This window comes from Vibrio jasicida CAIM 1864 = LMG 25398, assembly GCF_000400365.1.
GTDB classification, from domain to species: Bacteria; Pseudomonadota; Gammaproteobacteria; order Enterobacterales; family Vibrionaceae; genus Vibrio; species Vibrio jasicida.
In genome coordinates this window covers 17,774-39,084 of the sequence record NZ_BAOG01000102.1, presented here as the reverse complement: position 1 = coordinate 39,084, position 21,311 = coordinate 17,774, and the positions used below count along the sequence as shown (strand labels likewise).

At 44.7% G+C, this 21,311-nt stretch carries 18 protein-coding genes, 1 tRNA gene and 1 riboswitch; of the genes, 3 read left to right on the top strand and 16 right to left on the bottom strand.

Annotation, left to right across the window (positions count from 1 at the left end; genetic code table 11):
• Nucleotides 1–83 precede the first annotated feature (83 nt).
• A complete protein-coding gene (gene pta / locus VJL_RS22670; RefSeq protein ID WP_038869401.1) occupies nt 84–2,249 on the top strand; it encodes a phosphate acetyltransferase in 2,166 nt (721 codons plus the stop codon).
• 70 nt (nt 2,250–2,319) lie between these two features.
• Here pta and VJL_RS22665 read toward each other — a convergent pair whose 3' ends face one another.
• The 13 genes from VJL_RS22665 to moaA all read right to left on the bottom strand — a co-directional run bounded on the left by VJL_RS22665 (nt 2,320) and on the right by moaA (nt 15,001).
• A complete protein-coding gene (locus tag VJL_RS22665; RefSeq protein ID WP_038881606.1) occupies nt 2,320–3,594 on the bottom strand; it encodes an MgtC/SapB family protein in 1,275 nt (424 codons plus the stop codon).
• Nucleotides 3,595–3,686: 92 nt separating this feature from the next.
• A complete protein-coding gene (locus VJL_RS22660; protein ID WP_038881604.1) occupies nt 3,687–4,793 on the bottom strand; it encodes a phosphatase PAP2 family protein in 1,107 nt (368 codons plus the stop codon).
• A 125-nt stretch (nt 4,794–4,918) separates the two neighbouring features.
• Nucleotides 4,919–5,872, bottom strand: coding sequence for a glutathione S-transferase family protein (locus VJL_RS22655; protein ID WP_038881601.1), 954 nt, complete (start codon nt 5,870–5,872; stop codon nt 4,919–4,921).
• Nucleotides 5,873–6,056: 184 nt separating this feature from the next.
• Nucleotides 6,057–7,049, bottom strand: a complete 993-nt coding sequence (gene oppF, locus VJL_RS22650) for a murein tripeptide/oligopeptide ABC transporter ATP binding protein OppF (RefSeq protein ID WP_038881599.1) — start codon at nt 7,047–7,049, stop codon at nt 6,057–6,059.
• Nucleotides 7,046–8,017: an ABC transporter ATP-binding protein gene (locus VJL_RS22645; protein WP_038869383.1), complete on the bottom strand. Its 972-nt coding sequence runs from the start codon at nt 8,015–8,017 to the stop codon at nt 7,046–7,048. The genes oppF and VJL_RS22645 overlap by 4 nt, the downstream gene beginning before the upstream one ends.
• A gap of 30 nt (nt 8,018–8,047) precedes the next feature.
• Nucleotides 8,048–8,950 carry an oligopeptide ABC transporter permease OppC gene (gene oppC, locus VJL_RS22640; RefSeq protein WP_038869373.1) on the bottom strand — a complete coding sequence of 301 codons (903 nt, stop codon included), beginning with the start codon at nt 8,948–8,950 and terminating at the stop codon, nt 8,048–8,050.
• Between the two features lie 15 nt (nt 8,951–8,965).
• Nucleotides 8,966–9,886, bottom strand: a complete 921-nt coding sequence (gene oppB / locus VJL_RS22635; RefSeq protein ID WP_038869362.1) for an oligopeptide ABC transporter permease OppB — start codon at nt 9,884–9,886, stop codon at nt 8,966–8,968.
• 106 nt (nt 9,887–9,992) lie between these two features.
• Nucleotides 9,993–11,624, bottom strand: coding sequence for an ABC transporter substrate-binding protein (locus VJL_RS22630; protein ID WP_038869516.1), 1,632 nt, complete (start codon nt 11,622–11,624; stop codon nt 9,993–9,995).
• Nucleotides 11,625–12,185: 561 nt separating this feature from the next.
• The gene (gene moaE, locus VJL_RS22625) at nt 12,186–12,641 is read right to left on the bottom strand and encodes a molybdopterin synthase catalytic subunit MoaE (RefSeq protein ID WP_038881598.1); all 456 of its coding nucleotides are present in this window, start codon (nt 12,639–12,641) and stop codon (nt 12,186–12,188) included.
• A 1-nt stretch (nt 12,642) separates the two neighbouring features.
• Nucleotides 12,643–12,900 carry a molybdopterin synthase sulfur carrier subunit gene (gene moaD / locus VJL_RS22620; protein WP_038869356.1) on the bottom strand — a complete coding sequence of 86 codons (258 nt, stop codon included), beginning with the start codon at nt 12,898–12,900 and terminating at the stop codon, nt 12,643–12,645.
• Complete coding sequence (moaC, locus tag VJL_RS22615) at nt 12,897–13,376, bottom strand: cyclic pyranopterin monophosphate synthase MoaC (RefSeq protein WP_038869352.1); 480 nt, start codon at nt 13,374–13,376, stop codon at nt 12,897–12,899. The genes moaD and moaC overlap by 4 nt, the downstream gene beginning before the upstream one ends.
• A 26-nt stretch (nt 13,377–13,402) precedes the next feature.
• A complete protein-coding gene (gene moaB / locus VJL_RS22610; RefSeq protein ID WP_038869350.1) occupies nt 13,403–13,915 on the bottom strand; it encodes a molybdenum cofactor biosynthesis protein B in 513 nt (170 codons plus the stop codon).
• 96 nt (nt 13,916–14,011) lie between these two features.
• Nucleotides 14,012–15,001, bottom strand: coding sequence for a GTP 3',8-cyclase MoaA (gene moaA, locus VJL_RS22605; RefSeq protein WP_038869349.1), 990 nt, complete (start codon nt 14,999–15,001; stop codon nt 14,012–14,014).
• A riboswitch (molybdenum cofactor riboswitch) is annotated at nt 14,990–15,123 on the bottom strand. It overlaps the preceding gene by 12 nt.
• A gap of 173 nt (nt 15,124–15,296) precedes the next feature.
• On the opposite strand from moaA, the gene VJL_RS22600 reads away from it, so the two are divergent.
• The gene (locus VJL_RS22600) at nt 15,297–16,190 is read left to right on the top strand and encodes a YvcK family protein (protein WP_038869348.1); all 894 of its coding nucleotides are present in this window, start codon (nt 15,297–15,299) and stop codon (nt 16,188–16,190) included.
• Between the two features lie 98 nt (nt 16,191–16,288).
• On the opposite strand, the gene luxU is transcribed toward VJL_RS22600, so the two are convergent.
• From luxU to uvrB, 3 genes are all read right to left on the bottom strand, one after another.
• Complete coding sequence (gene luxU, locus VJL_RS22595) at nt 16,289–16,633, bottom strand: quorum-sensing phosphorelay protein LuxU (protein ID WP_080869631.1); 345 nt, start codon at nt 16,631–16,633, stop codon at nt 16,289–16,291.
• A complete protein-coding gene (gene luxO / locus VJL_RS22590) occupies nt 16,630–18,033 on the bottom strand; it encodes a quorum-sensing sigma-54 dependent transcriptional regulator LuxO (RefSeq protein WP_038881596.1) in 1,404 nt (467 codons plus the stop codon). The genes luxU and luxO overlap by 4 nt, the downstream gene beginning before the upstream one ends.
• Before the next feature lie 312 nt (nt 18,034–18,345).
• A complete protein-coding gene (gene uvrB, locus VJL_RS22585; RefSeq protein WP_038881594.1) occupies nt 18,346–20,376 on the bottom strand; it encodes an excinuclease ABC subunit UvrB in 2,031 nt (676 codons plus the stop codon).
• A gap of 559 nt (nt 20,377–20,935) precedes the next feature.
• On the opposite strand from uvrB, the gene VJL_RS22580 reads away from it, so the two are divergent.
• Nucleotides 20,936–21,011: transfer RNA gene (locus VJL_RS22580), tRNA-Asn, on the top strand.
• Nucleotides 21,012–21,311: the final 300 nt, after the last annotated feature.

Genomic DNA, 21,311 nt, shown 5'->3' with positions numbered 1-21,311 from the left:
CTTAGGGGCTCAACTCCTATTCTCTGAACCTCATGGAATAAGAGTTGAGCTTTTATCCCCCAATAGCTAAAGGTACTCTACGAATGTCTCGTACTATTATGCTTATCCCTGCAAGTGCTGGTGTTGGTCTAACTAGCGTAAGCATGGGTGTTCTTCGCGCTATGGAGCGCAAAGGCGTTAAGGTTTCTTTCTACAAACCAATTTCACAGCCACGTTCTGGCGGCGATCAACCTGATCTAACTTCAACAATCGTTGGTTACAACAGCGATATGAAGATCGGTCAACCTCTAGCGATGTCTGTTGCAGAAAGCCTAATCGGTAACGACAACATGGACGAGCTGCTAGAAACGGTTGTTGAACGTTACAACCAAATCAACAAAGACGCAGACGTGACGCTTATCGAAGGTCTAGTACCAACTCGTAAGCACCCATTCGCTAACCAAGTGAACGCGGAAATCGCAGCAACTCTAGGTGCGGAAATCGTTCTTGTTGCAACTCCAGGTACCGATAACCCAGCTCAACTTAAAGAGCGCATCGAAGTAGCATGTTCTAACTTCGGTGGTACTAAGAACAAGAACATCTCTGGCGTTATCATCAACAAGCTAAACGCACCTGTTGACGAAGCTGGCCGTACTCGCCCTGACCTATCTGAAATCTTTGACGATGCAGACAGCGCGAAGCAAAACGAAATGAAAGTGATGGAAATCTTCAACACTTCTCCAATTCGTGTACTAGGTTGTGTGCCATGGAGCATCGATCTGATCGCTACTCGTGCTATTGATATGGCTCAGCATCTAAATGCTGACATCATCAACGAAGGTGACATTGCGACTCGTCGTATTAAGAGCATCACTTTCTGTGCACGTTCTCTGCCAAACATGATTGAGCACTTCAAACCAGGTTCTCTACTTGTTACTTCAGCAGATCGTCCAGACGTTATCGTTGCAGCAGCGCTTGCGGCAATGAACGGCGTTGATATCGGTGCTATTCTATTGACTGGCGGTTACGACATCCCTGAAGAGATTTCTGGTCTATGTAAGCCAGCATTCGAAACAGGTCTGCCGATCTTCAAAGCACAAGGTAACACTTGGCAGACTTCTCTAAACCTACAGAGCTTCAGCATTGAAGTTCCTGCTGACGATAAAGAGCGTATCGAGTTCATCAACGAACACGTTGCGGGTCACATCGACGGTAACTGGATCGAGTCTATGACTGAGGGCACTCAGAAGTCTCGTCGTCTAAGCCCACCAGCATTCCGTTACCAGCTAACTGAATTCGCTCGTAAAGCAGGCAAGCGTATCGTTCTTCCTGAAGGTGACGAGCCACGTACAGTGAAAGCTGCAGCGATCTGTGCTGAGCGCGGCATTGCAGAATGTGTGCTTCTAGGTAACCCAGACGAAATCCGTCGCGTTGCTGAGCAGCAAGGTGTAACACTAGGTGCTGGCGTAACGATCATCAACTCTGATGAAGTTCGTGAAAACTACGTTGCTCGTCTAGTTGAGCTACGTGGCGCGAAAGGCATGACTGAAGTTGTTGCTCGTGAGAAGCTACAAGATTCAGTATTCCTAGGCACTATGATGCTTGAGAACGACGAAGTTGACGGTCTAGTTTCTGGTGCGGTTCACACCACAGCGAACACTATCGTACCTCCGTTCCAAATCATCAAGACTGCACCTGATGCGTCTATCGTATCTTCTGTATTCTTCATGCTGCTACCTGACCAAGTACTGGTTTACGGAGACTGTGCGATCAACCCAGATCCAACAGCGGAACAGCTTGCTGAAATCGCTATCCAATCTGCTGATTCTGCAGCGGCATTCGGTATCGACCCTCGCGTTGCTATGATCTCTTACTCTACTGGTGAATCTGGTAAGGGTGCAGACGTAGATAAAGTTCGTGAAGCAACAAAACTTGCTCAAGAGAAACGTCCAGATCTAGTAATCGACGGTCCTCTACAGTACGACGCAGCTATCATGGAAAACGTTGCTGCTTCTAAAGCACCAAACTCTCCAGTTGCAGGTAAAGCGACAGTATTCGTATTCCCAGACCTAAACACTGGTAACACGACTTACAAAGCGGTACAACGTTCAGCAGACCTAGTTTCTATCGGTCCAATGCTGCAAGGTATGCGTAAGCCTGTAAACGATCTATCTCGCGGTGCACTAGTAGACGATATCGTATACACAGTTGCTCTAACTGCGATTCAGGCAGATCAAGCTGACCAAGCAAAAGAGAAAGCAGTTAACTAATAACCGCGCTTCTTGCAAGATAACAAAACCTCGCCTCGGCGAGGTTTTTTTTGCCTTTTGGTTTGATTAATCAATAAATCACCAAAAACAAAGCAGCCCCAGAAAGCACACAGCCAATCATTACCGGTGCCACTTTTGCCGACAGCGCTTTATCCCCTATCGCAACGACCATCCCCATCTTAACGATGGTATTTACAGACGCAGCAATCAAAATACCAAGTGCGGCAGTCGTCACACTCAAGGTTTGGGTACTTTGTCGTCCAAGAGCCAACGAGATTGCATCGACATCGGTGATGCCTGAAAGCGCAGATAATATCAATACCCCGGCATTACCAAACCAGTCTGACAGCGCATGGGACAACAGCATAATGGCCGCCAACACTACGCCAAAGAACAGTGCCGATTGAAGTGCTAAAGGGTTACGCTGTTTATTAGATTGCTCCACTTTCCCTATCTCGCTCCGACGCCATATCCACCAAGCAGGCAGATAAAGAGCGACCATCATGATAAGCACTATTGGCCACAATAAAGCGACTAATTGCGGGTTAATCACCGAGAGAACGATTAACAAACGAGGGAACATAGTCCCACAACTCAGTAGTATGCCACTGGCAAGCAAAGGGCTTATATTGGCTTGCTCACGAGAGAGGTGAGAGAACTGTAGCGTAAGTGCAGTAGAAGAACTTAACCCCGCAAAGACAGACGTAAACAAAATGCCCCGCTTCGCGCCACCAATCTTAATCGCGAAGTAACCCACAAATGAAATACTGGCAATTAGTACGACCATCCACCAGATTTCATAAGGGTTGAGCGCACTCCAAGGACCATAAGCTTGATTCGGAAGAAGTGGTAATAAAACGATGGAAATGAGTAGCAGACGTAAAGCTGCGTCAAGCTCATACTCTTGCAGCCTTTGCAGGGCATGGTGAAGCTCTTTCTTATTATCGAGTACAACCGCAGTAATGACCGCTGCTGCAGCTGCCAAAACAGGTTCGCCAGAAACGGTCAAACAGCCAAGAACAAAAGTAATCACTAAGCTAACCACACCTGTGATGCTAATGTCCTCACTCTTTCGTTGTTGAATGACAAATGCGATACAAGCAAGGATAACCAGTGCAATTAAAGCAAAGCCAATCAGTAAAGGGGTATAGATATTGGCAAGAATCCCAACCAAACCACCAAGTAATCCAACTAAGGAAAAGGTTCGAATACCTGCCACACGGCTACCTTCGACACTATTGCGCATCACCCAACCACGTTGTGTGCCCACAATCGCACCCAGTAATAGTGCAATAAACAGATTCCAAATTAGCTGCTCACCACTGACGAACTCATTGATATCCATTTCCCACCTCACAAAAGATCGGTTTCATATCATAAGTTTAAGTCGTTTCGCTCCTAATGTTGTGAGTATCTCCATAAAAAGCAAACTATAAACTAGATTTTCTTCTGCAAGGATAATGAGCTAACGAAACGCCCTGTCGCACGCCATATAAATAATGTCATTGGCCCACTAACAAGGCCGTCAATCATGTAGTGCCACCCTAGCGAAAATGAACCAACAAAAATAATGCTAGCGAACAAGCCAAATAGGATACCTAGCTTTTTATTTACCTTATTCATCCCAAGCATCATTAAAACCGCCATCGATACATGCATACTTGGCATTGCTGAAATACCGCTTCCAAGCATTTCTTTCCCGTTGGCATAAGCGTGCCATAGGTCATCTTGAGTTTTGAGTGCCATTACTCCAGTTAATTGATGTGACTCCAGCCAAAGGTTGTGTTGATTCAATATAAACATCAGTGCGTCATAATCATGGTTAGTTGGGTTTAGTCTTGCGGTAAAGGCAGGCCCAGCACACGACAGGGTCATTGCGACAACCATACCCAAAATAGTCCAACAAAGTATCCAGCTTAATAAATATTGTGAACGAAGAACTGATGGCCTAAGAAGAAGGAAATAGCTTAGTGTTCCCCATAGAAGAAAAAACCAAATTTTATAGCTATAGTTGATGGCTAAAATGACATATGGCGATGTAAATATTGAATGAAAAACAAGCCAAGGTTCGTGCCCACCAAGTAACCAGAAGTCGAGATCGTGAAAGAGAAGGTCAAACTCAAAAGGATGAACAAGAGGAATTAAGCCTTTCATGGTCGAAAAGCTTGAAATAAACACACTAATTGCAGTTAGCAAGACAAAAGCTGCACACAGCCTAGCACGATGATTAAGCGCAACTTTCAGAAGATTCAAATAGCATTGGATAGGTCTAGGCTCGCGGCGTGCCGCTAAAATAAAAAAGTAGCCAACACCAACAACAGAGAGCGTAATAAGCACAACGAATGGCATCGCATACATATAGGCAAATAGTGAAATATGATTACTGAAACCATTCAAGTGGGCAAACGTAGTTACCGTAAGCGTAACGATTCCAATCAAAAAATAAATTGGGTAATCGCCTTGTATAAACTTTAAAATTGACGTTAATTCACGCTTAAGCTGTGAGCTAAAAGCTGATAAAGATTGAGTAGCAAAGCTGTTCACTGTAGGTATCTCACTAAAAAACAGCCGACCACTATACCGCCCGCAATATTACGGGCAGAAACCATAAAGGACAGCTGTTCAGCTTCGCTTCAGAAAAGTCCAATTAAAGAGTTTTCTACTGCAATTTATAGCAAGCTCAAAACATCTCGCCGATGTGGTGAATCCAAATCTATCGCCGGGCCTTTTGGTACCACTTGCGTAGGGTTGATACCCGTATGACTGAAATAGTAGTGACGCTTAATGTGGTAGAAGTCAGTAGTTTCTGCCACGCCTTCTACTTGGTATAGCTCTTTCAAATAGCCTTGAATGTTTGCGTAGTCGGCAATGCGTTGTTTATTGCATTTGAAATGGCCTACGTATACTGCGTCAAAGCGAACAAGAGTCGTAAACAAGCGCCAGTCGGCTTCGGTGATTTTGTTGCCCGCTAGGTAGCGATGCGTCGCAAGATGAGCATCGATTTTATCCAGTGCTGCGAACAATGAATCAAACGCCTCTTCGTACGCCTCTTGCGTTGTCGCAAACCCACAACGGTAAACACCGTTATTCACGTTCGGATAAATGTAGTCGTTCCACTGGTCGATCACACTTTGAAGTTGCTCTGGGTAGTAGTCATCTTTGTTCCCCGTTAAATCGTTAAACTCGGTGTTAAACATTCGGATGATTTCAGACGATTCATTCGACACGATGGTGTTGGTTTTTTTATCCCATAAAACCGGAACAGTAACGCGACCTGTGTAATCAGACTTGGCTTGAGTGTAGATTTGGTGCATTCGAGTATGGCCAAACAGTGGCTCTGGCAGCCCCATCTGCCAGCCTTCACTTAGCATATCTGGGCAAACGATCGTGACGTCTATGTGTTTTTCCAAACCTTTGAGTTTGCGGAAGATCAGTGTGCGATGTGCCCACGGACAAGCAAGCGAAACATAAAGGTGGTAACGGCCTGACTCAGGTTGGAATGTTGCATCCGGTTTATTCTTTACCCACTGGCGAAAACCCGCATCTTCACGAACGAACTTACCACTGCTTGATTTAGTGTCATACCATACGTCTTGCCAAACGCCTTCAACTAACTTACCCATAACTGCTCTCCTCATATCTTGTCTTCTACTATATTAGCGATTCATACTGAGCTTAGAATCCGTTCACTTAGTACATCTTGTTCAAGAATTTCGAATGAACTTAAACCAACAAAAATCGTATGCATAAAAAAAGCGCGACCCTATAAAAGGAGCCGCGCTTAAGCCCGTCACAGGCTGAATTAGATTATATCGCTACGTTCAAACAGGAAACTGCGTGAACATCAGAGCCTTGGATATTTGGTTTAGTCTTCGAGCACTCATCCGTCGCTTGTGGGCAACGAGTGCGGAAAACACAACCTGATGGTGGGCTAATAGGTGACGGTAAGTCCCCTTCTAGCATTTGAATCTTTTTGTTGCGCTCTAACTCCGGATCAGGAATTGGAACCGCTGACATCAAGGCACGAGTGTATGGGTGCTTTGGATCGGCAAATAAAGCGTCTGATTCACCGAGCTCAACCGCATTACCAAGATACATAACCAGTACACGATCAGAGATGTGCTTTACAACGGACAAATCGTGCGCGATAAATACCAAAGAAAGACCAAGCTCTTTTTGTAGCTCTTTCAGTAGGTTAACTACCTGAGCCTGAATCGATACATCAAGCGCCGATACTGGCTCGTCACAAATGATCATCTTAGGCTTTAGGATAAGAGCACGAGCAATACCGATACGCTGACACTGACCGCCTGAGAATTCGTGTGGGTAACGGTTGATCACGTTAGATAATAGACCTACCTTCGCCATCATCTCTTTAACGCGGTCTTTCACTTCTTGCTTAGTCAGTTCTGGGTAGAATGTCTCTAGCGGCTCAGCAATGATGTCGCCCACTGTCATACGCGGGTTCAAAGAAGCCAAAGGATCTTGGAAAATCATTTGGATTTCTTTACGCGTTTCGCGGCGTTGAACGTCTTTCATTTTCGTCAGGTCTTGACCCAACCAAACCACTTCACCGTCGGTAGCTTCAACAAGACCAATGATCGCGCGAGCAAACGTAGACTTACCACAACCAGACTCACCTACTACACCAAGAGTCTCGCCTTCGTACAGACGAACATTTACGCCGTCTACGGCTTTTAGGCTCGAAGGCTTTGACCAAGGCCACGCTGATTTCGATGCAATGCTGAAGTGAACTTTCAGATCAGACACATCCAGAATTAGTTTTTTATCTGTACTCATTTGCTCCAAGCCTCCCATTCAGAAAAACATGCACGCTGACGACCATCACCAAATGGTGTCAAGATTGGTGCTTCGCGTTTACAACGATCCATCACGCGGTGGCAACGCTCTTGGTAAGGGCAACCAGGTGGCAGACGCAGTAAGTTTGGCGGGTTACCTGGAATTGTTGGCAGGATCTCGCCTTCTGTATCCAAACGAGGGATTGCCTTCAATAGACCTTCCGCGTAAGGGTGGCTTGGGTTGTAGAAGATTTCGTTCACAGTGCCGTACTCCATGGTACGACCTGCGTACATCACCAGTACTTTGTCACATGAACCTGCAACAACACCAAGATCGTGCGTGATCATGATGATTGCAGTGTTGAACTCAGATTTCAGTTCGTTCAGCAGATCCATGATCTGCGCTTGAACCGTAACGTCCAATGCCGTGGTTGGCTCATCCGCAATAAGCAGTTTTGGACGACACAGTAGCGCCATTGCGATCATTACACGCTGACGCATACCGCCTGAGAACTCGTGTGGGTACATAGTGATACGCTTACGAGCTTCTGGGATTTTAACCGCTTCAAGCATGCGAACAGATTCTTCGAACGCTTCTGCTTTGCCCATACCTTTGTGCAGCATCAGTACTTCCATCAGCTGATCACTAACTTTCATGTATGGGTTAAGGGACGTCATGGGGTCTTGGAAGATCATAGCGATCTGTTCCGCACGAACCTTGTTCAGTGCTTTTTCTGGCAGATTAAGGATCTCGTTTCCTTCAAACTTCGCGCTACCAGAAATGATACCGTTCTTCGCTAGCAAACCCATGATAGCGAATACGGTTTGTGATTTACCTGAACCCGACTCACCTACGATACCTAGGGTTTCACCTTGGTTTAGAGAGAAGTTCAAATCGTTTACTGCGGTCACGATACCATCTTGAGTGGTAAATTCTACGCGCAGATCTTTGACATCTAATAAACTCATCATTGCTTCCTTTATTCTTTCTATTTTTAATTATCTGTCTTTTGGATCCAGCGCATCGCGCAGGCCATCACCGACGTAGTTGAAGCAGAATAGAGTCACAACCATGAACGCTGCTGGGAACGCCAGCTGCCAGATTGCTACTTCCATTGTTTGCGAACCTTCTTGTAGAAGTGCGCCCCAACTTGTCATCGGTTCTTGAACACCAAGACCAAGGAATGAAAGGAATGATTCTGTCAGAATCATGCTTGGGATAAGCAGTGTCGAGTAAACCGCGACAATACCCAGTACGTTTGGAACGATATGGCGAGTGATGATTTTCCAATTACTCACACCACAAACGTGTGCCGCTTCAATAAACTCTTTACTACGTAGACTTAGCGTTTGACCGCGTACGATACGAGCCATATCTAGCCACGCAATAGCACCGATAGCGACGAAGATAAGAACAATATTACGACCGAAAAATGTTACCAGTACGATAACTAGGAACATGAACGGAACCGCGTACAGGATTTCAAGAATACGCATCATGATACGGTCAACTTTACCGCCGATGAAACCAGAAGCCGCACCGTAAAGCGTACCAATCACAACCGCAACCAATGCACCTAGAACACCAACCATTAGAGAGATACGACCGCCAATCAGCGTACGCACATAAAGGTCACGGCCTAAGCTGTCCGTGCCAAACCAGTGTTCAGCACTTGGACCGACGTGCATCGCATACCAGTCAGTGTCATCAAATGTGTATGGGGCAATCATTGGTAAAAAGATTACCGCCAGTGTCATCAATGTAAGAATGAACAAGCTCACCATTGCCGCTTTGTTACGCATAAAGCGGATACGGGCGTCTTGCCACAAACTACGGCCTTCAACTTCCAGATTCTCTGCAAATTTCTCGACCGCTTCAAGATTCTCTTTTTTCGTTAACATAACCATACTTCCCTGTTAGTAGCGAATTTTCGGGTCAATCATTGCTAGTAGAATATCAACGATGGCGTTGAATAGAATGAATAGGAAACCAATCAGGATGGTTACCCCCATTACTAGCGAGTAGTCACGGTTGAAAGCAGCATTGACGAATAACTTGCCGATACCAGGTAGACCAAAGATGGTCTCGATAACAACCGAACCTGTGATGATACCTACGAAGGCAGGCCCCATATATGACACAACAGGAAGTAGTGCTGGTTTTAGTGCGTGTTTGATAACGATGTAACGGTAGCTTAGACCTTTCGCACGTGCTGTACGAATAAAGTTACTGTTCAACGTTTCTATCATCGAACCACGGGTGATACGAGCGAACGTCGCGACATAGAGCAGTGACATACCGATAACTGGGAGTACGAGGTATTGCCATCCGCCATCATTCCAACCGCCGGCAGGGAATAAGTTCCAGTGCAACGAGAACAGATAGATTAAAGCGGGCGCCAATACAAATGAAGGCATAACCACCCCGAGCATGGCGGTCGACATGATCACATAATCCACCCAAGTATTTTGTTTGAGGGCTGCGATCGTCCCTATGCTTACCCCAAGAATGACAGTAAAGATAAAGGCAATGAAACCTACCTTTGCTGACACAGGAAGAGCAACCGAGATCAGTTCGTTTACTGTGTAGTCTAAGTATTTAAATGAAGGACCAAAGTCACCTTGGAGAACGTTGGTCAGATAAGTCGTATATTGCTCAAATACTGGCTTATCTAGGCCGTATTTAGCTTCGATGTTCGCCATAACTTCTGGCGGTAATGGACGCTCGCTCGAGAATGGGTTACCCGGTGCGAAACGCATGAGAAAGAAAGATACGGTGATCAAAACCAACATAGTTGGGATCGCCTCAAATATCCTTTTTGCGATGAATTTAAGCATAAACTCACTCTTTCAGTCTGTGACAGTTAAAAATTTGATGATAGGCACCGCACGTCCAGTGATTAGGACGTGTGGGCCTTTTTCTTATAGTCTTGAAGCGACTTTATTAGTCTGCTTTGATGTAAAGATCTTTTGAGTAGATCTTTTCTTCCGCGTTATTTGCTGGGAAACCACCAACATGCGGATTTAGTAGACGAGAACGAACGTACTGGTAGATAGGCGCGATAGGCATATCTTTCGCCATTAGCTGCTCAGCTTCTAGGTAAATTTTGGTACGCTCTTCTTCCGAAGTCGATTTAATCGCTTTGTCGATCAGAGCATCGTACTCTTTATTACCCCAGTGCTGACCACCCGTAGTGTTCGAGCTAACCATAAGGGTTAGGAATGAAGATGCTTCGTTGTAGTCACCACACCAACCTGCGCGTGCTACTTCGAAATCACCTTGGTCTTTAGTAGATAGGTATGTTTTCCACTCTTGGTTTTCTAGCGTTACGTCTAGACCTAGAGTTTTCTTCCACATTGAACCTAGCGCTACCGCCAGTTTCTTGTGGTTCTCATCTGTGTTGTATAGAAGAGAGAATTTAAGAGGGTTGTCTTTGCCGTAGCCCGCTTCTGCAAGTAGACGTGCCGCTTCTTCGTTACGCTCTTTTTGCGTCATTTTACCGTAAGCTGGTAGCTCAGGGTTGAAGTGCGCTGTAATTTCAGGCGTTAGGAAGTAAGCAGGTTTCTGGCCTTGGCCAAGAATTGCGTTTGCTACGATGTTACGGTCAATCGCGTAAGAGATCGCCTTACGTACACGAACATCGTTAAATGGTTCTTTCTTCGTATTGAATGAGTAGTAGTAAGTACATAGGCTACCTTCAACCGATACTGACTCTGGGTATTCTTTCTTCAAACGCTTAAAGTGCTCAGTTGGCAGTTTAGACGTGAAGTCGATTTCACCAGATAGGAAACGGTTCATTTCAGCAACGCCATTCTCGATTGGAAGGTACGTAACTTTGTTGATAACGGTCTTATCGTTATCCCAGTACTGTTCGTTACGTACAAGTTCAAGACGCTCGTTCACTACCCACTTGTTTACGACGTATGCACCGTTACCTACGAAGTTTTCAGGTTTTGTCCATTGGTCGCCAAACTTTTCGACTGTTGCTTTGTGCACTGGCTTCATTGTTGTGTGGCCAGCCATCATTACGAAGTAAGGAACCGCAGTGTCTAGCTCAACGACAAGCGTGTGATCATCAGTCGCTTTAACACCCAGCTCGCTCTTGTCTTTTTTACCTGCAACGATGTCTTTCGCATTTTTCATCTTGGTGTATTCCATGTACCAAGAGTAAGGCGAAGCCGTTGCTGGATCGACAGCACGCTGCCAGCTGTATACGAAATCTTGCGCTGTTACAGGGTCGCCATTAGACCATTTTGCATCTTTGCGTAAGTGGAAAGTAAACGTTTTGTTGTCTGTCGTTTCCCAACTTTCTGCAACACCTGGGATAGTATCGCCATCTGCATTTTGATTCACTAAGCCTTCAAGAAGATCACGAATCACATGAGATTCAGGAACACCTTGAGATTTATGCGGGTCAATTGTCGCAACTTCAGTACCGTTACCACGAACGAGTTCTTGTTTGTCAGCAAGTTTAGTGCCTGCTGGAACATCAGCAGAGAAAGCGGTAGTTGAAGTGGCAGCCACTGCCAAACCAGCACCTAGAAGAAGGGCTTTAGTGATTTTGTTCTTATACATGCGTAAAACTCCAAGTTTTTCATTAGCATCCATGACTTCTTTGCAAGGGACTGGAACGGTCAGCATTTTAGAACTTTTTAGTGCACTTTTTGAGCATAAACGTCTAAAACCTTACAAAGACTGCGGCACACATTAGCAATCCTCAAAGTAATTTGCCATAAAAATGTAGCAAAAAAACTAATAATTCTGTAATTAGTGCTCATATTTAGCAATAAATACTAATCAAAAAGTATTGCCTAGCGAAATAAGGATTCAAGCATCCATTTGGCAGCTTAAACTTTCGATAACTCTAAAATCAAACTCTTTGATAGCATCTTATGCTAGATATATGAACAAAAATTAACATTTATGACACATTGAGTCTAATTAATAATTGCATATATCTTGTTTGATATTTTTTATTGTGAACAAGGTCACCGGGAGCAAAAATGGAGGAATACACGGCTTTTACGCACGCTGGAGAATTGGATTGGAGATAACTTGGCAGAGTAAAAAAGAAAAAAGGCCAGCTGCTCTATACATCTGACCTTTTAGGATTAAGCTGTAGAACAAATAAGAGTTCTACTTCTCCCAGCGTTGCGCTGCTTGATGGTCCGTATCACGTGACTCGATCCAGCGATTTTCACTGGTCGTGCGTTCTTTTTTCCAGAAAGGTGCTTTGGTCTTTAAATAGTCCATAACAAACTCACAAGCATCAAAGGCAGCACCTCGATGGGCACTAGAAACACCAACAAAAACGATTTGATCACCAGTGTCGAGATCGCCAACACGATGAATTACACGGATGCCCAATAACGGCCAACGCGATTCGGCTTCGTCACAGATATCGATCAGGCTTTTCTCTGTCATGCCAGGATAATGTTCTAAATGAAGGCCAATGACATTATCACCTAAGTTCATATCACGAACTTTACCGATGAAAGTGACCACAGCACCAGAGGCTGTCCCTTCTGATAGACGCTGGTATTCTTGATCAACAGAGAAGTCTTCAGCTTGCACTGAAACGCGAGGATCCATTTTAGCCCCCTGTTACTGGTGGGAAGAAGGCAACTTCGTCACCTGACTTCACTTCTGCGTCTAGCGGAACAATAGACTGGTTTACTGCGGCAAGCAGTTTACCCGGCTCAAGCGCAAGGTCCCATTTACCCTCTTTATTTACACCAGCATCCACTAAATGTGCACGAATCGCTTCAACGTTATCAAACGCGCCTTCGAGCTCAAGACCATCGATACCAACTAACTCTCGTGTTTGAGCAAAGAAAAGTACTCTAATCATGATTCCGCCTTGAAATGCCCAGATTTGCCACCCGTTTTCTCTAATAAGCGGACTTGCTCGATAACCATGTCTTTTTGCACCGCTTTACACATATCATAAATTGTCAGTGCAGCAACAGAAGCGGCAGTAAGCGCTTCCATTTCCACGCCTGTCTTACCCGCCAGCTTACATACTGATTCGATACGTACTTTATTCTCCGCTTCAATCGCTTCTAGCTGGACTTCAACTTTAGAAAGCAATAAAGGGTGGCAAAGTGGGATCAGGTCCCATGTTTTCTTTGCCGCTTGAATACCAGCAATACGCGCGGTTGCAAACACATCACCTTTGTGGTGCTGGCCTGAAACAATCAGTTGCAGTGTTTCTGGCGCCATGTGTACAAATGCTTCTGCACGCGCTTCACGAACGGTTTCCGCTTTTGCAGACACGTCGACCATGTTAGCTTCGCCAGACGCATTAATATGTGTAAATTGGGTCATTGTTGTTCCTTCGCTTTTAGGAAAGGTTATACAGATAGGTGCGGCATGAAGTTACAAGGGCGGTGACTCGCGTCTAACTGCTGCTTGATGATCTTCGTCCAACCCGTGCGGCATGCACCTGTAGAACCAGGCATTGCAAAGATAACAGTGTGGTTAGCAAAGCCCGCAATGGCGCGAGATTGAATGGTTGATGTACCAATCTCTTCGTAAGACACCTGACGGAACAATTCACCAAAGCCTTCCACTTCTTTGTCAAATAGTGGCTTAAGCGCTTCTGGAGTACTATCACGTGAAGTAAAACCTGTACCGCCAGTGATCATAATTGCTTGTACGTTTTCGTCAGCAATCCATTGAGAAACGATTGCACGAATCTTGTACATATCATCGATAACGATTTGTTTATCAACAACGTTATGACCCGCTTCCTTTGCGTGCTCAACTAGATAGCCGCCTGAAGTATCGTTTTCTTCTGTACGCGTGTCAGATACCGTTAGAACGGCAATATTTGCAGGTTGAAATTTGCTTTCAGCGTGACCCATTTGTTCACCTATTCTTTAATTTGATTTTGATACGCAAAGTATCGATTCTGGAAAAGTCATCGGAAGCCACGTCAGCTCCCAATGTAAAATCTGAATTTAACCGCCGATAGACGCAAGATGTGGCGTCATACCCGTATTGCCGTCATGCAAGAAGTGACTGACCGATTTTGTTTGCAGCTGAGCTTGAATACGCTCAATCAATTCATTTTCTTGGTCATCACGTTCTAATAGGTCCCGTAACTCTACGCCATGATCGCCGAACAGACACAGGTGCAGTTTACCTTTAGCAGAGACGCGAAGTCGGTTACAGCTCTCACAGAAGTCTTTTTCATAAGGCATGATAAGACCGATTTCGCCCTTATAGTCCGGATGAACAAACACTTGTGCAGGGCCATCATTATGAGAACGAACTTTGAGTAACCAACCGTTAGCAATTAATTGATTTCGAATAGCAACACCAGAAACATGGTGTTTCGCAAACAAATCATCCATTTCACCAGTCTGCATTAATTCGATAAAACGCAGTTGAATTGGACGATCTTTAATCCAGTTAAGGAATGCGGGCAGCTCGTTATGGTTGAGGTCTTTCATTAGTACCACGTTAACTTTGACTTGCTCGTAACCCACTTCAAACGCACGTTCGATACCATTCATCACTTCAGTGAACTTATTTTCACCCGTGATTTGATGGAACATGCGAGGGTCTAAACTATCCACGCTTACGTTGATGTTGGTCAAGCCAGCTTCACGCCAGTCAGCAACGTGCTTCGCCATGCGGTAACCGTTTGTCGTTGTTGCGACTTTTTTGATACCCGGCGTGGTTGCGACAGAGTGGATAATGTCAGTAAAGTCTTTGCGTAAACTCGGCTCACCACCAGTGATGCGTACCTTTGAGGTACCACAATCTGCAAACGCTCTTACGACACGATTGATCTCTGGTAGAGATAAAAAAGACGAGTTTTTATTGCCCGATGGCTTGTAGCCGTCAGGAAGGCAATAGGTACATTTAAAATTACAAACGTCGGTCACAGACAGACGCAAGTAATAGAACTTACGATGAAATTTGTCTTCGAATTGTTGCGCCACGGAACACCTTTCCAAACACGGGAGGCATAATCATTTCCAATTATGCCCTTGTGACAGTATGTCACTGGCTCAAAACGCCTATCCTTAGACTTAGCATAGTGAGCTCGGAGTTATGGCAACCAGAGGAAAGCCCCCTGATAGCTTTGCCGTGTAAAATACTTAAAATTTGTAATGGAATCCAGAGCAGAGTGATAAAAAACTCTCTAGAAACACAATTTACCGCTAAGTGAGTACCGTTAAGACACTCATTAAGATAAATTGTAGTCGCTTTTTACAAGATTATTAGAAGAACGTAATGAATATCTACACCAATAAGAAAGTGGTCGCAGTTGGCGGTGGTCACGGTTTAGGTCGAATGCTGGCCGCACTTAATGATTTTGGCAGCAATGCAACGGGCATTGTGGCAACCACTGACAACGGCGGATCAACTGGCCGTATCCGCCATTGTCAAGGCGGAATAGCTTGGGGCGATACACGAAACTGTATCAACCAGTTGATCACTGAGCCATCGATCAGCTCGATGATGTTTGAGTACCGCTTTAAAGGGACTGGTGAATTAGATGGCCACAACTTGGGGAACCTGATGCTCACGGCATTGGATAACCTCTCCGTCCGCCCTTTAGACGCGATCAATCTGATTCGCAATATGTTGAAAGTCGATGTAAACATTCTTCCTATGTCTGAACATCCTTCCGACCTCACTGCTTTGTCTGTAGATGGGCAATGGGTAACAGGTGAAACTAATGTGGATGAAATGGATAAAGATCTTCGCCGATTAGACCTTTCACCAGAAGTGCCAGCAACAAAAGAGGCGGTAACCGCTCTTGCAGAAGCTGACGCCATCATCCTCGGCCCTGGTAGCTTCCTAACGAGTATCATGCCACCGCTACTCTTACCTGAATTGGGGAAAGCAATCGCAGCGAACCAAAAAGCAAAAGTCATTTTTGTGGCGAACCTTAGTCCAGAATATGGTCCAGCGGGTCGTATGACGATGAAACAAAAGCTGGAATGGTGTGAGCGAGCATGCCAAGGCAGACAGATTGATGTCGTACTTGCAGAGGAAACCGATCAAGAGGTTCTGGATAACTGGAATGTGGTCACCGAGTCATTGGCGTCTACCAACCGCGACTGGCGTCATGATCGTGACAAACTTAAGTTAGCGATTGAAAACCAATTGGTTGCAAAATAACACAGGAAGTGGCCTACAATTGAGGCACCTGAGCGTATAAAATGACAAAGCCCTTCACCGACGTGAAGGGCTTTGTTTTTATAAGGTTTAATACAGGGCTACTGCGTCCATAAACGATACGCATCACGAGTAATGTGAAGCAAGTTTAACATCGAAGTAATGTCTCCCCCCCCTTCTACTAACTCACCTGATTTAGCTTTCTTATCAATCGCTACGGCCAAATCACACAAGCGATCAGCCCCAAAACTGGCGGCACTGCTTTTTAAAGCATGACTGATTTCCTTTAGATAGATCAGTTGCTCACTGCCTTGGTATTGCGACAAGTTGGTGATATAGACATCCATTTCTCCGAGGAAAATATCCAGCAAAATAGGAACGTTATCTAGGCCAATTTCAGCGGCCAATTCGTCGATTTTTTGCTGATTCAATACATCCATGCTCATACGTTTTGTTTTTCTTCCCTATTATTCCAAGCTTGCAACTTGCGATATATGGTTGAAGGGCTGACATCTAAGTAACCCGCAGCGCGTGGAATATTGCCATCACACGCCTGAATCGCCTGCTCGATGGCCATTTTTTCAGTCATCCAAAGCGGCATAATGTCTGACACCGTCATGATTTCAGGTTCAATAAATTTTGAAATCGATTGACGAACCACCGGTTGATTCAGTGGTGGTGGTAGCATGTCCAGAGTAATTTCTTTGCCGTTGTTCAGCACCACGATATTACGCAACACGTTTTGCAACTGACGAACGTTACCCGGCCATTCGTAACTGTTGAAACGTTCAATCACATCTTGTGCAAAACGAATAAAACTCTTGCCTTCCTCGTGAGACATATAGTCTAGCAAAGAATACGCAATTTCGATCACGTCTTCACCACGTTCGCGTAGTGGCGGCAAATGTAAAGGAATCACGTAAAGGCGGTAATACAAGTCTTCACGAAAACGGCCTTCTTGTACTTCTTTCCACGGGTCGCGGTTAGTCGCACACACAAAGCGAACATCCACACTCTTCATCTTAGAAGAGCCTACTTTTTGGAACGTACCCGTCTGGATGAAACGCAATAACTTGGTTTGTAAATCCAAGTCCATTTCACATAGTTCATCAAGGAACAACGTCCCGCCGTCAGCCAGTTCAGCTGCACCTTGACGGTCATTTGCTGCTCCGGTAAACGCACCTTTAACGTGGCCAAACAACTCACTTTCGATCAGATCTTTCGGGATAGCAGCACAGTTGATCGCAATAAACGGCTTATCGCCACGTTTGCTTGCTGCGTGAATCGCCTCGGCACACACCTCTTTACCAGTACCACTTTCACCAGTAATGAAGATACTGGCTTTGCTGCTCGCTGCCGAGTCAATGGTGCGGTAAACCTGCTGCATGGTTTGGCTACTGCCGATGAAGCCTTGGTAGTTTTGGTTACCTGGGTTGTCGGCTTCATTCTTTAATTTCGTTGCCTTACGAATCGCGTTATTTACCGTTACGCGCAGCCGATCAGCCTCACAGGGTTTGATTAAGAAATCTTGAGAGCCATGACGCATCGCCTCTACCGCGGTATCGATAGAACCGTGAGCAGTCATGAAAATAATTGGCACATCAGGGTGACTTTTCTTCACCGCGTGCAATACGTCCATCCCCGTCATATCTGGCAGACGAAGATCGAGAAGAATAAGATCCGGAATACGGTGATTCAGGCTTTCGATTGCATCTCTGCCTGTTCCAACAATATTGATATCAATGCCGAGTGGCGTTAGGTAAGAACGGTACAATGCCGCAACGGAAGCGGTATCTTCGACCATTAATAGGTAACGTGACTTTTGACCTTCTGTTATCTGTTGCATAGCCTAGCCGATTTTTTGTTGTGTTTTAAATAATAATCGCATTACGCTTTGCATTTTGCAAATAAACATTCGTTAGATTGTGGGTATTCTAAACAAATTAAACCGAATATCAACAGGTTAAAATATGGCACAAACCATGCTGTTTGTTTAATGACCCCTCGGGTCACCTAGCCAACTGACGTTGTTAGTGAACGATATGTTCACAAAACAAGCCAATAGACCCGACTGCCTATTGGCTTCTTTTTTGTCTGTTTTTTGGGGAAATATAAAACCCAAATACAAATGCACTCGGGTTTTGGTAGGCCTAAAGAGTTAACTATTGGCAATAAACTGCGCTCGTAGTTTCTCTATCTCATCGCGTTTTTGTGCGGCCAATTCAAACTCAAGATCTTGAGCATGTTGGTACATCGCAGCTTCTAAACGACTGATCTCTTTTTCCAATTGCTGTGGTGACATCACGTCGTAAGACTGCGAAGGTTCTGCCACCTTAGATAATGGTACCTGCTTGGTATTACGCTGGCGCTTAGATTTAGTAATATCACCCAATTCCATGATGTCTTTGATATTGCGTTTCAGAGGCTGAGGCTCAATACCCATCTCTGCGTTGTAAGCTTTCTGTTTCTCACGACGACGATCCGTTTCATCCATTGCTTTTTTCATCGATTTTGTAATCGAGTCTGCATACAAAATCGCTCGACCTTCGATATTTCGTGCCGCACGGCCAATGGTCTGAATCAAAGAACGCTCTGAACGTAAGAAGCCCTCTTTATCCGCATCAAGAATCGCCACCAGTGATACCTCTGGCATATCAAGACCTTCTCGTAACAAGTTGATCCCAACCAGCGCATCAAACTCACCCAAACGCAGATCTCGAATGATCTCGACTCGCTCGACAGTATCGATGTCTGAGTGAAGGTAACGCACTCGAACATCATGCTCATGCAGGTATTCCGTTAAGTCTTCTGCCATACGTTTGGTTAGTGTAGTTACCAAAACACGCTCGTCTTTCGCCGCTCTAATTCGAATCTCAGACAACAAGTCATCGACCTGAGTTGCCACTGGGCGAACTTCTAATTCAGGATCAAGCAGACCCGTTGGGCGCACGACTTGATCGGCAATTTCATCTGCAGATTTTTCTAATTCGTAATTGCCTGGAGTTGCCGACACGAAAATAGTTTGTGGTGAGATCGACTCAAATTCCTCAAATTTCATCGGACGATTGTCTAAAGCAGAAGGTAAACGGAAGCCAAATTCCACCAGCGTTTCTTTACGCGAACGGTCGCCTTTATACATGGCACCGATTTGCGGAACCGTCACGTGCGACTCGTCGATAATCAACAAACCATCGTGAGGCAAGTAATCAAATAGTGTCGGTGGCGGCTCACCCTCGGCACGACCACTCAAGTAACGAGAGTAGTTTTCGATACCTGAACAGAAACCCAATTCGTTCATCATCTCAATATCGAATTGAGTACGTTGGCTGATACGCTGTTCTTCCAACAACTTGTTATTGTCTAGTAGTTGTTTCTTACGAACTTCTAACTCAACTTTAATACTTTCAATTGCATCTAAAATACGCTCGCGTGGCGTAACATAGTGCGTTTTAGGATAAATGGTGTAACGAGGTAAATCGCGTTGCTTTACGACCCCAGTCAATGGATCAAATACGCTAATGCAATCCACTTCATCATCAAACATTTCTACACGTACAGCATCTTGATCTGACTCGGCCGGGAAGATGTCAATCACCTCACCACGAACACGGAACTGGCCGCGTTCAAATGCGACGTCATTGCGTGAGTATTGCAACTCTGCAAGGCGGCGTAGCATATCGCGCTGATCAATCACATCACCGCGACGCAGGTGCAACATCATTTGTAGATACGATTCAGGGTCACCCAAACCATAGATAGCCGATACCGACGCGACAATAATGGCATCTTTACGTTCTAGTAGTGCTTTTGTAGCGGACAAACGCATTTGTTCAATGTGCGCGTTAACTGACGCGTCTTTCTCTATGAAGGTATCCGTGGTCGGAACATACGCTTCCGGTTGGTAGTAGTCATAGTACGAAACAAAATACTCCACCGCGTTATTGGGGAAGAAAGACTTCATTTCACCATACAACTGAGCAGCAAGTGTTTTATTGGGTGCGAGTAGAATCGCTGGTCGTTGCGCTTCTGCAATAACATTCGCTAATGTAAATGTTTTACCAGACCCCGTTACACCTAAGAGTGTTTGGTGGGCAAGACCGGAATCTAACCCTTCTAGCAACTGCTTGATGGCTGTTGGTTGATCACCAGATGGTTGATAATCAGAGACCAGTTCATAAACTTTACTCATACCCTTCCTCAAAATTACTGCACTTTGGCTGTATATATATACACCTTCAAAGATGAAATCTACGTCTATCTATGATTTATAGCTCATTACTATTAAATTTTGTGCTTTCTCTACTTTGATCTAGCCTTATTTAACACGTTCTGATATAGTCTTTCGCCCTAGTCGATGAAGCGTCTGCACTCATCACGATATAATTTCCACAAGTTTTCCCCAAAAAACACAAAAATCATCCTTTATCCCCAAAAGTGTAAATTTTATCCACTTTGATTGATTTCATAGTAAATTTAATAAATCACTGTTTTACTTGACTAATCAGTGAATATTCTCGCGTAAAAATTCACACAAAGCACACCCAGTTGCATAACAATGATCTTTACTCAGATCTCATCAACATAGTTATCCACAATTTTGGTGGATAACTAACTCCAGCCCTTTACTGGCAAGGAGTACAAAAAAGTAAAGATGTAAAAACTAACTTTTTTGCTCAAAATGTGTTTTTTGGGTGTTGACAGCTTTGTGGGTGCTCGGTAAGATTCGTCCCGCTTTCAAGCAAAGCAATTCCTCCTTAGCTCAGTTGGTAGAGCGACGGACTGTTAATCCGCAGGTCGCTGGTTCGAGCCCAGCAGGAGGAGCCAAATTCCCGAAAAGCCCAGTTGAAAAACTGGGCTTTTTTCGTATCTAAATTCAACTTCTCAGCACCAATAAGCGCCTCAGAGCATCTCGTTGCCAGTACCGTCCTTCACTAACTCTAGCGCAACGTCCCTTTTTAAGTTCCGCCTTATTTTCTATTCTTAGAGATTTATTTCTTCTTTTTGGCCTTAAAACACAATTAATCCATTGATTTTTATATAAATGCAAAATAATCATTAAAAAAATGAAAAGCATTCATTTTACTCATACAGATTAAATCCATACGATTGACAGGGTTAAGAATG

Excerpts from the sequence above, each read along its gene's own strand:
- pta (WP_038869401.1), top strand. The coding sequence starts at position 84 with ATGTCTCGTACTATTATGCTTATCCCTGCAAGTGCTGGTGTTGGTCTA.
- VJL_RS22665 (WP_038881606.1), bottom strand. The coding sequence starts at position 3,594 with ATGGATATCAATGAGTTCGTCAGTGGTGAGCAGCTAATTTGGAATCTG.
- VJL_RS22655 (WP_038881601.1), bottom strand. The coding sequence starts at position 5,872 with ATGGGTAAGTTAGTTGAAGGCGTTTGGCAAGACGTATGGTATGACACT.
- oppF (WP_038881599.1), bottom strand. The coding sequence starts at position 7,049 with ATGAGTACAGATAAAAAACTAATTCTGGATGTGTCTGATCTGAAAGTT.
- VJL_RS22645 (WP_038869383.1), bottom strand. The coding sequence starts at position 8,017 with ATGAGTTTATTAGATGTCAAAGATCTGCGCGTAGAATTTACCACTCAA.
- oppC (WP_038869373.1), bottom strand. The coding sequence starts at position 8,950 with ATGTTAACGAAAAAAGAGAATCTTGAAGCGGTCGAGAAATTTGCAGAG.
- oppB (WP_038869362.1), bottom strand. The coding sequence starts at position 9,886 with ATGCTTAAATTCATCGCAAAAAGGATATTTGAGGCGATCCCAACTATG.
- VJL_RS22630 (WP_038869516.1), bottom strand. The coding sequence starts at position 11,624 with ATGTATAAGAACAAAATCACTAAAGCCCTTCTTCTAGGTGCTGGTTTG.
- moaE (WP_038881598.1), bottom strand. The coding sequence starts at position 12,641 with ATGGATCCTCGCGTTTCAGTGCAAGCTGAAGACTTCTCTGTTGATCAA.
- moaD (WP_038869356.1), bottom strand. The coding sequence starts at position 12,900 with ATGATTAGAGTACTTTTCTTTGCTCAAACACGAGAGTTAGTTGGTATC.
- moaC (WP_038869352.1), bottom strand. The coding sequence starts at position 13,376 with ATGACCCAATTTACACATATTAATGCGTCTGGCGAAGCTAACATGGTC.
- moaB (WP_038869350.1), bottom strand. The coding sequence starts at position 13,915 with ATGGGTCACGCTGAAAGCAAATTTCAACCTGCAAATATTGCCGTTCTA.
- VJL_RS22600 (WP_038869348.1), top strand. The coding sequence starts at position 15,297 with ATGAATATCTACACCAATAAGAAAGTGGTCGCAGTTGGCGGTGGTCAC.
- luxU (WP_080869631.1), bottom strand. The coding sequence starts at position 16,633 with ATGAGCATGGATGTATTGAATCAGCAAAAAATCGACGAATTGGCCGCT.
- luxO (WP_038881596.1), bottom strand. The coding sequence starts at position 18,033 with ATGCAACAGATAACAGAAGGTCAAAAGTCACGTTACCTATTAATGGTC.
- uvrB (WP_038881594.1), bottom strand. The coding sequence starts at position 20,376 with ATGAGTAAAGTTTATGAACTGGTCTCTGATTATCAACCATCTGGTGAT.